Below are 13,760 nucleotides of genomic sequence, written 5' to 3' on the forward strand. Positions count from 1 at the left end.
GTTTACAGCGCATGCAACTGCTCGACGGCGCCCGAGCCGACAAACTCGTTGTACCCGGAAACGATCACGTAGACCGCGAAATAGCAGAAGATCGCCGCCGATGCCAAGTAGGAGTAACGCAGCAGCTTGTCGCCCAGCAGCTTGCCGCCGTGGCTTGCCGCGAAGCACAGACCGGCCGACCACAGCAGCCCGGCGCAGAGAAAGCCGCCCAAAAACAGCGCCGAACTCAACGGACCACCGCCACCGGATCGAGCGATCAACGTGCCGCCGACCGCAGCAAACCAGAGAATCGCACTCGGCGACGACATCGCGAGAAAGATGCCGCGAAAGAATTCCTTGCGATGGGAGTTCTGCCCCACTTCCGCGGTTTCCGCCAGCAGCGCTTCGTGGTGGATCGCCGAATAAATCATCTTCGCCGCGAAGTAGATCAGCAGCGCCGAACCGCCAATCCACAGCACCCAGCGCACGGTTTCGTATTGCAGCAAAACAGTCATGCCGGCCAAGGCCAGCACCGCGTAAATCAGGTCGCCGACGCAGGTGCCCAGGCCCAGGGCGAAGCCCTGAAAGTAGCCGCGCTGCATGGCCAGGGTGATCATCGCGATGTTGGCTACGCCGATATCCAGGCACAGCGAAAGGCTCAGCAAGAAGCCGCTGGTGAATTCCATTGACCGATTTTCCTTGAAAAAAATGTTTACAACCGCGCTGGACAGTATGCCATCACTGCACTTATCTTCCGCCACAGGTCACCGCAGTGACCAGCGTCGCTCGGACGGTTCCGGGCGCTTACGTTATCCGAGGCAACAATGGCCGAACAAGGTTCGCCGCGCCGCTTTGCGCGCATAGATCGACTCCCCCCTTACGTGTTCAACATCACCGCCGAGCTGAAGATGGCCGCTCGCCGCCGTGGTGAAGACATCATCGACCTGAGCATGGGCAATCCCGACGGCGCCACGCCGCCGCACATTGTCGAAAAACTGGTGCAGGTCGCCCAACGTGAAGACACCCACGGTTACTCGACGTCCAAGGGCATTCCGCGCCTGCGCCGGGCGATTTCCAACTGGTACAAGCAGCGCTACGAAGTCGATATCGACCCGGAAAGCGAAGCCATTGTCACCATCGGTTCCAAGGAAGGCCTGGCGCATTTGATGCTGGCGACCCTGGACCAGGGCGATACCGTGCTGGTGCCGAACCCGAGCTATCCGATCCACATTTACGGCGCAGTGATTGCCGGCGCTCAGGTGCGTTCGGTGCCGCTGGTGCCGGGGGTGGACTTCTTCGATGAGCTGGAGCGGGCCATTCGCGGCTCGATCCCCAAGCCGAAAATGATGATCCTCGGTTTCCCGTCCAATCCGACCGCGCAGTGCGTGGAGCTGGATTTCTTCGAACGGGTGATCGCGCTCGCCAAGCAGTACGACGTTTTGGTCATCCACGACCTGGCTTATGCCGACATCGTCTACGACGGCTGGAAAGCCCCGTCGATCATGCAAGTGCCGGGCGCCAAGGACATTGCGGTGGAGTTTTTCACCCTGTCCAAGAGCTACAACATGGCCGGCTGGCGCATTGGTTTCATGGTCGGCAACCCGGAACTGGTCAGCGCCCTGGCGCGGATCAAGAGCTACCACGACTACGGCACCTTCACCCCGCTGCAAGTGGCGGCGATTGCCGCGCTGGAAGGCGATCAACAGTGCGTGCGCGACATCGCCGAGCAGTATCGTCAGCGTCGCAACGTGCTGGTCAAAGGCCTGCATGAGCTGGGCTGGATGGTCGAGAATCCGAAAGCGTCGATGTATGTCTGGGCGAAGATTCCCGAGGCGTATGCGCATCTGGGTTCGCTGGAGTTCGCCAAGAAACTGCTGGCCGAGGCCAAGGTCTGCGTTTCGCCGGGCGTGGGTTTTGGTGAGTACGGCGATGATCACGTGCGCTTCGCCCTGATCGAAAATCAGGACCGCATTCGTCAGGCCGTGCGCGGGATTCGCGGGATGTTCCGCGCGGATGGCTTCAATCCGAAATCTCCTGCCTGACACCTGCCCCCTGTGGGAGCGAGCCTGCTCGCGAAAGCGGTGGGTCAGTCAGCATATTGGCTGGCTGACCTGGCCCCTTCGCGAGCAGGCTCGCTCCCACATTGGTTTTGGGTGAACCACGAAATCCACCCACAAAAAAACCGCATCATTGCGGTTTTTTTGTGCCTGCAAACTGCCGCTTAAACGAACAGCGACAACAGCAGGATAAAGCCCAGGCCCACTACCGACAGAATGGTCTCCATCGCGGTCCAGGTCTTGAAGGTTTCGGCCACGGTCATGTTGAAGTACTGCTTGACCAGCCAGAAACCAGCGTCGTTGACGTGGGACAGGATCAGCGAACCGGCGCCGGTGGCCAGCACCAGCAGCTCACGGTTGACGCCCGGAATCATGCCGACAACCGGCACCACAATGCCCGCGCCAGTGATGGTCGCCACGGTCGCCGAACCGGTTGCAATACGGATTACCGCCGCTACCAGCCAGGCCAGCAGGATCGGCGAGATCTGCGCGCTGACCGCCATGTGGCCGATCACATCACCCACGCCACTGGTCACCAGCATCTGCTTGAAGCCACCGCCCGCACCAATGATCAGAATGATCGCGGCGGTTGGCGCCAGGCTCGCGTCGAGCCACTTGAGCATCTGGTTGGAACCGATACCCTGCTTGTAGCCAAAGGTGTACAGCGACAGCAGCAACGCCAGCAGCAATGCGGAGATCGGGTGGCCGATCATGTCCATCCAGATGCGGAAGAAGTTGCCGTCCGGCAGCGCTACGTCAGCGAAGGTTTTCAGCAGCATCAGGAACACCGGCAACAGCACGGTGACCAGGGTGATGCTGAAGCTTGGCAGGTTGGCCGAATCGTTTTCGCGGGCCAGTTGATCGACCAGCTCCTGATTCGGGTGGCCAGGAATGTGCTTGGCGATAAAGGTACCGAAGATCGGACCGGCAATGATGGCGGTCGGCAGCGCGACGATCAGACCGTAGAGAATGGTCTTGCCGATGTCAGCGCCGAACACGCCGATGGCCAGCAGCGGGCCTGGGTGCGGCGGTACCAGACCGTGCACCGCAGAGAGGCCGGCGAGCAGCGGGATACCGATCTTGATGATCGATACGCCAGTGCGACGCGCAACGATGAACACCAGCGGAATCAGCAGCACGAAGCCGATTTCGAAGAACAGCGGGATACCCACCAGGAACGCAGCGAACATCATCGCCCACTGCACCTTGTCCTTGCCGAAGGCGCGGATCAGGGTCTGGGCGATCTGATCGGCGCCGCCGGATTCGGCCATCATTTTGCCGAGCATGGTGCCCAGGGCGAGGATGATGCCGACGAAACCGAGCACGCCACCGAAGCCGTCCTGGAACGCCTTGATGATGGTATTGATCGGCATGCCGGAAGTCAGGCCGAGGAAGGCGGCGGCGATGGTCAGGGCGATAAAAGGGTGAATCTTGAATTTGGTGATCAGGATAATCAGGCCGATTACCGTGACCACTGCATCGAGCAGCAGGAACGTCTCGTGGGACATGCCAAACATGGGGGGTGTCTCCTGGATTGTTGTTGTTATTAAAGCGGGTTGAACAGAAGTCGGGAGGACAGCGCTGTCTTTTTCAACATGCTCATATCGCCTGTTTCAGGCCGTTGGCCTGCCACCAGACGTGAGCCTGCAGGGCCAGCTCTTCAACGCTGTGAATCGAGGCATTGAGCGGCAGAGTCAGCGGCTCGCCCTTGGGCGATTCGAGGGTGGCGAACTGGCTTTCGATCAACGTCGCCGGCATGAAGTGGCCCGGGCGGTGCGATACACGCTCGGCGGCGACTTCCGGAGTCAATTCAAGAAACACGAAGCCCAGACCCGGCAAGGCACTGCGCAGACGTTCGCGATAGCTGTGTTTAAGGGCGGAGCAGGTCAATACCGGGCGCTGGCCTTGGGCATCGACGCGACGCAGTTCATCGCACAGGCTGTCGAGCCAGCCGGCGCGGTCTTCGTCGTTCAGGGGGATCCCCGCGCTCATCTTTTCGATGTTCGCGGCCGGATGAAAAGTATCGCCTTCAATGGCAGTGGCGCCGCTCAATTGGCACAGGGCCTGGCTGACGCACGTCTTGCCGCAACCGGCAACGCCCATGATGACCAGGGCGGTGATGGGATGACTCATATAACACCTCAGCGCGCAGACAGCGCTACCTTTGCTAGCTATGACTCTAGTGCACAGGCAGAAGTTGCCGACGCCTTCTTGTCGTTTTTTTGGGTTGCAGCAGGTTTGTTCCCGACGCCAAAAAGCACAGATCAGGCAGGACCGCGCTCACGCATTTGCAGCTGCATCAGGACAGCGCTACCTTAGTGCCTTGATTTTTGTTTGGCAAGCCGCCCGATGACCTCCCCCAAGAACGATAAAAATACCCGCACCACCGGCCGTCCGACCCTCAACGAAGTAGCCCGCCTGGCCGGCGTCAGCCCGATCACTGCCTCGCGCGCCTTGCGCGGGGTGAGCACGGTAGCCACCGAACTGGTGGAAAAAGTGCAGAAAGCTGCGCTTGAACTCAATTATGTAGTCAACCCCGCCGCCCGCGCACTGGCCTCCGCGCAGAGCCATTCGGTGGTGGTGCTGGTGCCGTCACTGTCCAACCTGCTGTTCATCGACACGCTGGAAGCCATTCATCGGGTGCTGACGCCCAAAGGCTTCGAAGTGCTGATCGGCAACTTCCACTATTCGCGCGATGAAGAAGAAAACCTGCTGCGCAATTACATGGCTTATCAGCCGCGCGGGTTTCTGCTGACCGGTTTTGATCGCACGGAAAGTTCGCGGCGGATGATCGAGGCCAGCAACATTCCTTGCGTGTACATGATGGAGCTGGACAGTGCTGCCGGAGTCAATTGCGTGGGTTTTTCACAATTGAGCGCGGGCGAAACTGCCGCCGAACATCTCCTGTCTCGTGGACGCAAGCGTCTGGCGTACATCGGCGCGCAGCTGGACCAGCGCACCCTGCTGCGCGGTGAGGGTTTCCGCAAGGCGTTGCAGAAGGCAGGCCGTTACGACCCGGATCTGGAAGTGCTGACACCGCGTGCTTCGTCTGTGGGTCTGGGTGGCGAGTTGTTTTTGCAATTGCTGGCGGCGCATCCGGATGTTGATGCGATTTTCTTCGGCAACGACGACTTGGCCCAGGGTGCGCTCCTGGAAGCGTTGCGTAACGGCATCAAGATTCCCGAACAAGTGGCGATTCTGGGTTTCAACGACTTGCCGATGTCCGAGCACATGGTGCCGCGCCTGAGCAGCATCAACACCCCGCGCGAGGCAATCGGCCGGCGCGCGGCGGAGCAGATGCTCACGTTAATGGCAGGCAACAAAGTGGCGCGCCCGATGGAGGATATGGGGTTTGAGCTGAAGGTGCGCGAGAGTACCTGACCCTTCACAAATGCTGAGTTGAAACACAACCCTTGTGGGAGCGAGCCTGCTCGCGAAAGCGGTGGGTCAGTCAGCATTGATACAGCTGACACGACGCCTTCGCGAGCAGGCTCGCTCCCACAGGGGATCTCTACCAAATTCAATGGCTGAGCAGATCGACCAAAGCCTGGGCGCCCTTCTGCAAGGGCTGGCTCTTGAGCCACACCGCATGCACCGGCAGCACCAGGCCATTTTCGATGTTGCGAAAATTCAGCCGCTTCAAGCGTCCCGCGTCCAGCCAAGGCTGCACCACCGACAGCGGAAAATTCCCCCAGCCCAATCCCGCTTCAACCATTTCCATCGCCGTCTCGAGATTGTCCGTACGCCAGTAGGATTCAGCCACCAATGGCCGCGTTTCGCTGATCGGCAAGTCGCGGCTGGCGACGATGATCTGCCGCACTTGCACCAGATCTTCGAGAAACACATCCCGCCCCTGCAACAACGGGCTGTCCGCCGCCAGCGTGGCGATCATGCGTTCGCTGCCGACGAACTGAAACCGCTCCAGCGCATTCACGCTTAATCCGGCAAACGCCAGACACACGCTGACCCGGCCAGTGTGCAACATCGCCAGCACATCATCCTGTGGCGCAGTCAGCACTTCGATATCGAGCAACGGGTGCCGCTCGGCAATCACCTTGATCGCTGCCAGCAAGCGGCGCCGATCCATGTCCGCAACCACGCCAATCGACAACCTGCTTTCCAGCCCCAGCGACAGCTCCACCGCGTGCACCTGCAGCTGCTTGAGCTGCTCGGCGATCAGTCGCGCGTGGGGCACCAACGACTGCGCCATCGCCGTCGGTTGCGGCTCGCGATGACTGCGGTCGAACAGCGGGTAACCGAGTTCCGCTTCAAGATTGGCAATGCCCATGCTCACCGCGGAGGGCACCTTGCCCAACTGCCGCGCGGCAGCGGAAAACGAGCCGCGCTCGATCACCGCGAGAAACAATTCGATGCTGTCGCTGCTGAAATTCAAATGCCTCACCTATCAATAAAACTGAAAGCTACCGACTTTTTCTGTCAGGTGCATTGAAGCTATCTTTGCTCGCCTTCGCCAGCCCTGCTGGCCAACATTTGGCAAGAAAGAGGCAAATCTGCATGCAAGGCGTGAAACGCAAACTGGTCTACGTGTCGCTCTACGAAGTGATTGGGATGACCTTCTCGGCCCTCGGTCTGGCGTTGCTCTCGGGCACATCTCCGGGCAGCACCGGGCCGCTGGCGGTGATCATCACCAGCATCGCCGTGACCTGGAATTTCATTTACACCTCGTTGTTCGAGCGCTGGGAAAGTCGCCAGGTCTCGCGCACCCGCACGGTCAAACGGCGCATCGCCCACGCGGTCGGCTTTCAACTGACGCTGATCGTGTTTCTGATCCCGTTGATCGCGTGGTGGATGAACATCAGTCTGGTGCAAGCGTTCCTGCTGGATCTGGCACTGATCATTTTCATCCCGTGCTACACGTTCGTGTTCAACTGGCTGTTTGACAGGATCTTCGGTTTGCCGGCGTCGGCGCTGCCGGATTCTGCCGCTGCGGCATAAATCGCTAATTCGTAAGCAGATATTGCGAGAAATCAGCGGTTTGACCGGGTAAACCGCTGATATTCACAATCCATCAATTCCGATAGCAGGCTAAGCTTTTCCATCAATAAAAAATGGATCAGCTTATGACTGCTCACGCTTCCGCCGCCGCGCACAGTGACGGCATCGACCCGGTACGCGCCGCCGAGATTTCCGCCCGCATCGACCGTCTGCCCGCCGTCGCCACCATCTGGCGCCTGGTGGCGCTGCTGTCGATCGGTGGATTTTTCGAACTCTACGATCTGTTCCAGACCGCCTACATCAGCCCCGGGCTGATTCGCGACGGCCTGTTCGCCACGGGTAAGCAAGGCGTGTTCGGTTTCTCCGATCAGGCGGCGTTTGCCTCGGCAACGTTCCTCGGCCTGTTCCTCGGCGCCAGCCTGCTCAGTCCGTTGGCGGATCGTTTCGGTCGCCGGGCAATCTTCACCTTCGCGCTGATCTGGTACACGGTGGCGACAGTGCTGATGGGGATTCAGACCTCGGCGCTGGGCATCATCGGCATGCGTTTTCTGGTCGGCATCGGCTTGGGTATTGAATTGGTGACGATCGATGCCTACCTCTCGGAACTGGTCCCTAAACGCATGCGCAGCTCGGCGTTCGCCTTTGCGTTTTTCGTGCAGTTCCTCTCGGTGCCGGCGGTGGCCTTGATGTCGTGGTGGCTGGTGCCGCAAGCGCCGTTCGGGGTGTCCGGCTGGCGTTGGGTGGTGCTGGCCAGCGCGGTGTTTGCGCTGTTTATCTGGTGGCTGCGCAAGCGTCTGCCGGAATCGCCGCGCTGGCTGGCGCAACACGGTCGCTTCGATGAGGCCAATCGGATCCTCGACCATCTCGAAGCGCGCTGCGAAGGATTACGGCAAAGCGCTGGATGCGCCGGAACCGGTGCCGGTCGATGTCGAAGGCAAGGGCCGTTTCGCCGATATCTGGCAGCCGCCCTACCGCCGCCGCGCGTTGATGCTGATCGTTTTTCATATCTTTCAGGCGATCGGTTTCTTCGGTTTCGGCAACTGGTTGCCGGCGCTGCTTTCGGGCCAAGGCGTGAGCATCACCCACAGTCTGATGTATGCGTTCATCATCACCCTCGCCTACCCGCTCGGGCCGTTGCTGTTTGTGAAGTTCGCCAACCGCTTCGAGAACAAATGGCAAATCGTCGGCTCGGCGCTCGGCGCGATGACCTTCGGCACGCTGTTCGCCCTGCAGACCAGCGCCTTCGGGCTGATTTTCTGCGGGGTGATGATCACCTTCTGCAACGCCTGGCTGAGCTTCAGTTATCACTCCTATCAAAGCGAGCTGTTCCCGACCAACATCCGCGCCCGCGCGGTCGGGTTCTGCTATTCGTTCAGTCGCTTGTCGACGGTGTTCAGCAGTTTGCTGATCGGCATGTTCCTGGATAACTTCGGCACGCCGGGGGTACTGGCGTTTATCGTCAGCAGCATGCTGATCGTGATGCTGACCATCGGCTGGTTCGGCCCGCGTACGCGTAATCTGGCACTGGAAAATATTGCCCATCGTTGACGGCCAACACAGGACTCACCTGTGGGAGCGAGCCTGCTCGCGAAGGCGTCGTGTCAGTGGCTATAGGCTTGACTGACACAACGCTTTCGCGAGCAGGCTCGCTCCCACATTGGTTATTGGTGATGTTGAAACAGCTCAGTTCAATTGCAGGGTTTCATTGAACTGGCTGATCGCATCCACCACATGCCGCGAGCCTTGCTGAATCTCGAGGATCACCTCGCCCGCTTCGTTGGCCAGTTCCACGCCCAGCCCGGTGCGGCTCAGACTCGACTGCATGCTCGACACTGCGCTCAGCGACAGGTCGTGGTTCTTGCGCACCACGTCGACAATTTCCAGAGTGGCCTGACTGGTCCGCGCGGCGAGGCTGCGCACCTCATCGGCGACAACCGCGAAACCGCGTCCATGTTCACCGGCGCGCGCCGCTTCGATCGCGGCGTTGAGCGCCAGCAGGTTGGTCTGATCGGCAATGCCGCGAATGGTCTGAACGATGGTGCCGATGATGTCCGACTGTTTGCTGACCGCATCAATGCTCACCGCCGCTTCGTTCAGATCGCGGGAAATGTCCTGAATGATCTGCACGGTCTGCTGCACCACCTGTGAACCTTTCTGCGCGCAGGCGTCGTTTTGCACCGAGGTACTGTGGGCCGATTCCGCAGCGTTCTGCAGAGTGGTCATTTGCCGAGTGATGTCGCTGGCGAACTTGACCACTTTGTATAAGCGGCCCTTGGCGTCGAACAGCGGGTTATACGAAGCCTCCAGATAAACCATCTGCCCGGATTTGTTCTTGCGCTCGAAACGGTGCGAGTGATATTCGCCGCGATTGAGCGAAGCCCAGAAAGCCTTGTACTGCGCGGATTCGGCTTCGGCGCGGTGACAGAACAGGCTGTGGTGCTGGCCGACAATTTCTGGGTGCGCGTACTGCATGGTCTGCAAAAAGTTGTCGTTGGCGCGGATGACATTGCCTTCGGGGGTGAACTCGATCACCGCCATGGAACGGCCGATCGCCGCGAGCATGGCTTCTTCTTCATGTTCTTTGTTGATGCGTGCGGTGATGTCCGCCGCAACCTTGATCACACTTCTGACCTGTTTGTCGGGACCGAATACCGGCATGTAACTGGCTTCAAGCCAGATTTCCCGGCCACTCTTGTTCAGACGCAGGAAAGTGCCGCTGAGCGGTTCACCACGGGCCAGGTCGCGCCATAACTTCGCGTAGTCCTCGCTGCGATAAAAGCTTTCTTCGCAGAAGATCCGATGGTGTTTGCCGCGCACTTCTTCGGCGCTGTAGCCCATGGTCTTGCAGAAGTTCTCGTTGGCGTCGAGAACGATGCCGTCCGGAGTGAACTCGATCATCGCCATCGAGCGGCTGATCGCTTCGATTTTCGCGTTGGCCTCAGTCAGCGCACAGCTGAAGCGCTCGATTTCCCGCAGGTCAGCCTTGTGATGTAGGTTGAACATGGTTGTATCACCTTCCGCGCGTTCTTTTGATTTGATGAAAGTTCAGGTCTTGCAAGATCCATCACTACGTTCCACAGAACAGGCACACGTCTTCCCCCACGGGAGGAAGTTGTCAGGTGATAAATGATGATCAATCGGATGCGCCGTGCAGCGACGCTCTGATCAAGACATCCTTTTCTTGATAGCCCGCATGCGGGCCAGCCCTAACGCGTAGAAGAACTTCCATTTAAGTGACGCTCCTTGTTGGTTCAGTGTTGGTGCCTTGAATTGCGCACTCTGGCAGCATGAATCACGGACCAACCTGTGCCGTCGGCCTGGTGGCATGACGGTCGACATGGTTAGTTACCTGCAAAGCATAGCCATCCCGACGCCGGGCGCAAGGCCACTAGTCGGCCAGTATCTGGCATTTTTTGCACAAGAAACGGTTCAGCGCGGGAAACAGTGTGGTGAAAACGGACGTTTTCGCCAGCGAGGCGGGAGCCCGTGAACCGGGCTTCCGCATGGTTTGATCAATGGCCGAAAATATCGACCTTCTTGGCTTTCTTCTCTGCGCGTTTTTCAATTGCGGTCTTGGCCGGCTTCTTCTTCGCGGCTTTCTTTGAATCCATACCTTTGGACATGATCGGTACTCCACTCACAGGGGTGTGAGTTCAGGTATACACCTATCCCGAAGCGCGCGTTCTTTTATAATCGGCGCTTTTCGCACAACAGCCGACCTCATGCCCGATATCCACTACAGCCAGCTCGACGAATCGTTGTGGCCGCTGATGAACAAGTTCTACCGCAACCACCAGTCGTCGATGAAAGCCGTGCGCGAGGCGCAACTGTGGGTGGCAAGGCGCGGCGAGATCGTTGCGGCGCTGTGTCTGCGGCCGGTATCCGGTGGGCACTGGCTGACGGGGTTGTTTGTCGATCCGCAGTGTCGGGAACAAGGTGTCGCTGCGCAGTTGATTGCAGCGGCGGTTGCCCAGGTGGACGAGCCGGTGTGGCTGTTTTGCCATCCGGATTTGCGCGGGTTTTATGAGCGACGCGGGTTCAGCTTCGATCCGCCGCTGCCGCAGGCGATGGCCGAGCGGTTGAGCCGGTACGCGCGGAGCAAGCCGATGATTGCGATGGGGCTCAATCCCGCAGATTTACGCTGACACCCTGTGGGAGCGAGCCTGCTCGCGAATGCGGTGTGTCAGCGCCGAATTTGGTTCTGATACTCCGCATTCGCGAGCAGGCTCGCTCCCACAGGGGGTGATGGTGTTCTGACAATCAGTCGTCAGCGTTGGGATCAAGGTCCGGAAACAGCACTTCGGTAAAGCCGAACTTGCTGAAATCGGTAATCCGCGACGGATACAGCCGGCCGATCAGGTGATCGCATTCATGCTGCACCACCCGTGCATGAAACCCCGAGGCCACTCGCACGATCGGCTCGCCCTTGGGATCAAAGCCTTCGTAGCGAATCTGCTGATAGCGCTCCACCGCGCCGCGCAGGCCCGGCACCGACAGACAACCCTCAAAGCCCTCTTCCATCAACGGATTCAACGGTGTGATCAGCGGATTGATCAGGATCGTCTGCGGCACTGCTTCGGCGTCCGGGTAACGCTCGCTGTGTTCGAAGCCGAAGATCACCAGTTGCAGGTCGACGCCAATCTGCGGCGCCGCGAGGCCAACGCCGCCGACGCTTTCCATGGTCTGGAACATGTCATCGATCAGTTGCCAGAGCTCGGCGCTGTTGAACATTTCCGGTGGTACCGGCGCGGCGATGCGCAGCAGGCGTTCGTCACCCATTTTCAGAATTTCACGAATCATGGTCGCGCTTCATCAGTGTCCGGCTTGAGCGAATGATCGCGGCCCAGGCCCGAGACGTGTTGTTTGGGGGATTCGTCAGGCTCGCCAGGGGCTTTTTCGCCCTTTTCCTTGCCTTCGGCGGACATGTGCTCGATCACTGCATTCATTTCCGCGCCAAGCAACAGGACTGCGGAGGAGATGTAGAAATACAGCAAGAGCACGATGATCGCCCCGATGCTGCCATACATCGCGTTGTAGTTGGCGAAGGTTTTCACGTAAAAGGCAAACCCCAACGAGGCGAGGATCCACACCACCACGGCCAGCACCGAACCCGGGGTGATGAAACGGAATTCCTGTTTGACGTCGGGCATCACGTAATAGATCAGCGCCACCGCGACCATCATCAGAATCACGATCACCGGCCAGCGGGCGATCGTCCACACCGTGACGATGAAGTATTCCAGCCCCACTTGTGCGGCAATCCAGCCCATCACCTGCGGCCCGAGCACCATCAGCGCAGCGGCGATCAGCAGCATGCCGGCGATGCCGACGGTGTAGACGATCGATAACGGGAAGCGCTTCCAGATCGGCCGGCCTTCGACCACGTCGTAGGCGGCATTCATTGCGCTCATCATCAGGCGCACGCCGGCGGACGCGGTGTACAGCGCGATGACGATACCGATGGACAGCAGGCCACCCTTGGATTGCTGCAACTGGTCGATCACCGGGTTGACCTGCTCCAGTGCCTGCGGTGGCAGCACCAGTTCAGATTGCAGACGCAGCCAAGAAAAGAAGTCCGGCAGGTGCAGGAAACCGATCAGGGCAATCAGGAAAAGAATGAACGGAAACAGCGAGAACAGCATCTGGTAGGCCAGCGCCGAGGCGTAGGTCGACATTTCGTCATCGACGAACTCAGTGACCGTGCGCACCATCACCCGGTGCAGGGGCAGACCTTTCATGTCCGGAAATATCATTCGCGTCTCCTTGCGCCGCAAAAGGTTGAAGTCGTGGCGACTCAGGGGCCGTTTTTTACCTCAAGGTAGCCTACTTGGCGATCCTTCGGCGGATGACCGCAGGATTCTGATACAAAAACGGCCATCCTTGGATGGCCGCTCGTGTGATTCGTTCAAGGCTCGCTTACGCCTTGTCGACGCCTTTTTTCACAGCGTCCTTGGCGTTGCCAACCGCTTGCTGGGCTTCGCCTTTTTTCTCTTGAACCTTGCCTTCGGCGCGCAGCTTGTCGTTGTCAGTGACCTTGCCGACGCCTTGCTTGACGTTACCGACGGCTTCGTTGGCCATGCCTTTTACTTTATCGCCTGTGCTACTCATGGTGTTTCTCCGTGATGCATATAGGGAAGAAAAGTCATTACGTAACGATTGACCGGTGCGCTTTGCGCCGAGTTTCATTTATTTTGCCGGCATTTCGTCGTGGCGCGCAGGTTGCGCTTTATGTTTGCCGGCGTTGCCCCGAGAATGCTCAGCCTACGGGTGTCGCGCCCGGCACACCGATTCGCAGGAATGTCATGAAGCTCAATAAAACCCAGGCCATCGCCCGTCGCAACCAGGAACTGGGCGGCGCCGTGCTCGGCACCAACAACTGCCACTTCGCCGAACTGAACCGCAACCGCAATATCTGGTGGTTCGACCTGCCGGTGTCGCGTCTGGCCATCGGTCAGTACGAGTGGATTCACTTGCTGCTGCACACACCCCGGCCACCGATGAGTTGCTGCACCTGAAAGTGCCGACGGTGTTCCTGCGCGAAAAGCTCGAAGGCCTGGTGATTCGCAACGAAGGCAAGCGCAAGGCGGCGCTGAGCCTGGAATTGAGTGCGGACAAGGATTCTTATCTGCAGGACATGCGACCGGCGGGGACCAACGTGAATTTTGCGCCGTTTCGTCAGTAGGATTTGTGGCGTCAGCCCTTCCCCTCACCCTAGCCCTCTCCCAGAGGGAGAGGGGACCGACCGGGTTGTTCTTACGGAATACGCCG

Annotated in this window: 12 protein-coding genes and 3 pseudogenes; 6 read left to right on the forward strand and 9 right to left on the reverse strand. The window is 59.2% G+C overall.

The genetic code is table 11. The features are described 5' to 3' along the window. Window positions 1-2: 2 nt before the first annotated feature. A complete protein-coding gene (locus ACZ9BE_RS17655; RefSeq protein ID WP_041479200.1) occupies window positions 3-665 on the reverse strand; it encodes a LysE family translocator in 663 nt (220 codons plus the stop codon). Window positions 666-803: 138 nt separating this feature from the next. On the opposite strand from ACZ9BE_RS17655, the gene alaC reads away from it, so the two are divergent. Beyond that, a complete protein-coding gene (gene alaC / locus ACZ9BE_RS17660) occupies window positions 804-2,021 on the forward strand; it encodes an alanine transaminase (protein ID WP_056787993.1) in 1,218 nt (405 codons plus the stop codon). Window positions 2,022-2,200: 179 nt separating this feature from the next. Here the strand turns inward: alaC and ACZ9BE_RS17665 are convergent, their stop codons facing one another. Both ACZ9BE_RS17665 and ACZ9BE_RS17670 read right to left on the reverse strand, forming a co-directional pair. Continuing rightward, window positions 2,201-3,553 (reverse strand): GntP family permease, encoded by a 1,353-nt coding sequence (locus ACZ9BE_RS17665; RefSeq protein WP_016773551.1) that lies wholly within the window; start codon window positions 3,551-3,553, stop codon window positions 2,201-2,203. An 82-nt stretch (window positions 3,554-3,635) separates the two neighbouring features. Next, on the reverse strand, window positions 3,636-4,169 hold the full coding sequence (locus ACZ9BE_RS17670; RefSeq protein ID WP_071173330.1) for a gluconokinase: 534 nt from the start codon (window positions 4,167-4,169) through the stop codon (window positions 3,636-3,638). Window positions 4,170-4,385: 216 nt separating this feature from the next. Between ACZ9BE_RS17670 and gntR the strand changes: the two genes are divergently transcribed. Then, on the forward strand, window positions 4,386-5,417 hold the full coding sequence (gene gntR / locus ACZ9BE_RS17675) for an HTH-type transcriptional regulator GntR (RefSeq protein ID WP_056787988.1): 1,032 nt from the start codon (window positions 4,386-4,388) through the stop codon (window positions 5,415-5,417). A 139-nt stretch (window positions 5,418-5,556) separates the two neighbouring features. Here the strand turns inward: gntR and ACZ9BE_RS17680 are convergent, their stop codons facing one another. After that, the gene (locus ACZ9BE_RS17680) at window positions 5,557-6,429 is read right to left on the reverse strand and encodes a LysR family transcriptional regulator (protein WP_150637513.1); all 873 of its coding nucleotides are present in this window, start codon (window positions 6,427-6,429) and stop codon (window positions 5,557-5,559) included. 122 nt (window positions 6,430-6,551) lie between these two features. On the opposite strand from ACZ9BE_RS17680, the gene ACZ9BE_RS17685 reads away from it, so the two are divergent. Together ACZ9BE_RS17685 and ACZ9BE_RS17690 are read left to right on the forward strand one after the other, a co-directional pair. After that, window positions 6,552-6,992: a PACE efflux transporter gene (locus tag ACZ9BE_RS17685; protein ID WP_252878756.1), complete on the forward strand. Its 441-nt coding sequence runs from the start codon at window positions 6,552-6,554 to the stop codon at window positions 6,990-6,992. A 125-nt stretch (window positions 6,993-7,117) separates the two neighbouring features. Next, window positions 7,118-8,540 (forward strand): annotated as a pseudogene (locus tag ACZ9BE_RS17690) (MFS transporter). A 135-nt stretch (window positions 8,541-8,675) separates the two neighbouring features. Here the strand turns inward: ACZ9BE_RS17690 and ACZ9BE_RS17695 are convergent. After that, entirely contained in the window at window positions 8,676-9,215 is a 540-nt protein-coding gene (locus tag ACZ9BE_RS17695; RefSeq protein WP_223259141.1) for a methyl-accepting chemotaxis protein, read from the reverse strand. A 6-nt stretch (window positions 9,216-9,221) separates the two neighbouring features. Continuing rightward, window positions 9,222-9,995 (reverse strand): annotated as a pseudogene (locus ACZ9BE_RS17700) (PAS domain-containing protein); the annotation flags it as partial. A gap of 719 nt (window positions 9,996-10,714) precedes the next feature. Here ACZ9BE_RS17700 and ACZ9BE_RS17705 point away from each other — a divergent pair. Next, entirely contained in the window at window positions 10,715-11,137 is a 423-nt protein-coding gene (locus ACZ9BE_RS17705; protein ID WP_457262284.1) for a GNAT family N-acetyltransferase, read from the forward strand. 115 nt (window positions 11,138-11,252) lie between these two features. On the opposite strand, the gene def is transcribed toward ACZ9BE_RS17705, so the two are convergent. The 3 genes from def to ACZ9BE_RS17720 form a co-directional block, all read right to left on the reverse strand. Continuing rightward, window positions 11,253-11,792 (reverse strand): peptide deformylase, encoded by a 540-nt coding sequence (gene def / locus ACZ9BE_RS17710; protein WP_076563914.1) that lies wholly within the window; start codon window positions 11,790-11,792, stop codon window positions 11,253-11,255. Beyond that, window positions 11,789-12,745 carry a YihY/virulence factor BrkB family protein gene (locus ACZ9BE_RS17715; protein WP_041479188.1) on the reverse strand — a complete coding sequence of 319 codons (957 nt, stop codon included), beginning with the start codon at window positions 12,743-12,745 and terminating at the stop codon, window positions 11,789-11,791. Before ACZ9BE_RS17715 ends, def begins: the two co-directional genes overlap by 4 nt. 163 nt (window positions 12,746-12,908) lie before the next feature. Continuing rightward, window positions 12,909-13,100: a CsbD family protein gene (locus tag ACZ9BE_RS17720; RefSeq protein ID WP_041479186.1), complete on the reverse strand. Its 192-nt coding sequence runs from the start codon at window positions 13,098-13,100 to the stop codon at window positions 12,909-12,911. Between the two features lie 194 nt (window positions 13,101-13,294). On the opposite strand from ACZ9BE_RS17720, the pseudogene ACZ9BE_RS17725 reads away from it, so the two are divergent. Then, window positions 13,295-13,674 (forward strand): annotated as a pseudogene (locus tag ACZ9BE_RS17725) (hypothetical protein). Window positions 13,675-13,760 lie beyond the last annotated feature (86 nt).

Source organism: Pseudomonas sp. TE9122 (genome assembly GCF_056278925.1).

What these genes read in the sequence shown, in the direction of transcription:
- ACZ9BE_RS17655 (WP_041479200.1), bottom strand. Translation starts at nt 665, where the DNA reads ATGGAATTCACCAGCGGCTTCTTGCTGAGCCTTTCGCTGTGCCTGGAT.
- alaC (WP_056787993.1), top strand. Translation starts at nt 804, where the DNA reads ATGGCCGAACAAGGTTCGCCGCGCCGCTTTGCGCGCATAGATCGACTC.
- ACZ9BE_RS17665 (WP_016773551.1), bottom strand. Translation starts at nt 3,553, where the DNA reads ATGTTTGGCATGTCCCACGAGACGTTCCTGCTGCTCGATGCAGTGGTC.
- ACZ9BE_RS17670 (WP_071173330.1), bottom strand. Translation starts at nt 4,169, where the DNA reads ATGAGTCATCCCATCACCGCCCTGGTCATCATGGGCGTTGCCGGTTGC.
- gntR (WP_056787988.1), top strand. Translation starts at nt 4,386, where the DNA reads ATGACCTCCCCCAAGAACGATAAAAATACCCGCACCACCGGCCGTCCG.
- ACZ9BE_RS17685 (WP_252878756.1), top strand. Translation starts at nt 6,552, where the DNA reads ATGCAAGGCGTGAAACGCAAACTGGTCTACGTGTCGCTCTACGAAGTG.
- ACZ9BE_RS17695 (WP_223259141.1), bottom strand. Translation starts at nt 9,215, where the DNA reads ATGACCACTCTGCAGAACGCTGCGGAATCGGCCCACAGTACCTCGGTG.
- ACZ9BE_RS17705 (WP_457262284.1), top strand. Translation starts at nt 10,715, where the DNA reads ATGCCCGATATCCACTACAGCCAGCTCGACGAATCGTTGTGGCCGCTG.
- def (WP_076563914.1), bottom strand. Translation starts at nt 11,792, where the DNA reads ATGATTCGTGAAATTCTGAAAATGGGTGACGAACGCCTGCTGCGCATC.
- ACZ9BE_RS17715 (WP_041479188.1), bottom strand. Translation starts at nt 12,745, where the DNA reads ATGATATTTCCGGACATGAAAGGTCTGCCCCTGCACCGGGTGATGGTG.
- ACZ9BE_RS17720 (WP_041479186.1), bottom strand. Translation starts at nt 13,100, where the DNA reads ATGAGTAGCACAGGCGATAAAGTAAAAGGCATGGCCAACGAAGCCGTC.